We start from the raw sequence: 248 nt of genomic DNA, 5'->3' as shown, positions 1-248 counted from the left end.
AAATCGTCGGTGTAGCAAAGCTCGGCCCGTCTGATCTTGTATCCGAGGCTGAAGGTACTCATCGGCGCATCTCCGGACCACGCGGGCGGGAAGATGTGCGGGCAGTGCTCCGCGTTTCCGTCCCACCTCGGTCGGACGAACGGCTGCGAGATTTCTCCTGACTGCGCTGGGCCTCCCGTTCGGCCTTTTCCGCCTCGATCTGCGGGCGGTAGAAGCGCTCGTCGAGTTCCTTGCCCCACTCGAAGAGT

The 248-nt window shown here is 62.9% G+C and carries 1 protein-coding gene; it reads right to left on the bottom strand.

Annotated features, from left to right (window positions below; all coding sequences use genetic code 11):
* Nucleotides 1–58: 58 nt before the first annotated feature.
* Nucleotides 59–248: hypothetical protein (locus CH341_RS35560; protein ID WP_210208751.1), on the bottom strand; the 190-nt coding region annotated here is incomplete at its 5' end.

The organism is Rhodoplanes roseus (assembly GCF_003258865.1).
Taxonomy (GTDB): domain Bacteria; phylum Pseudomonadota; class Alphaproteobacteria; order Rhizobiales; family Xanthobacteraceae; genus Rhodoplanes; species Rhodoplanes roseus.
This window is presented reverse-complemented; position numbering and strand designations above follow the sequence as displayed.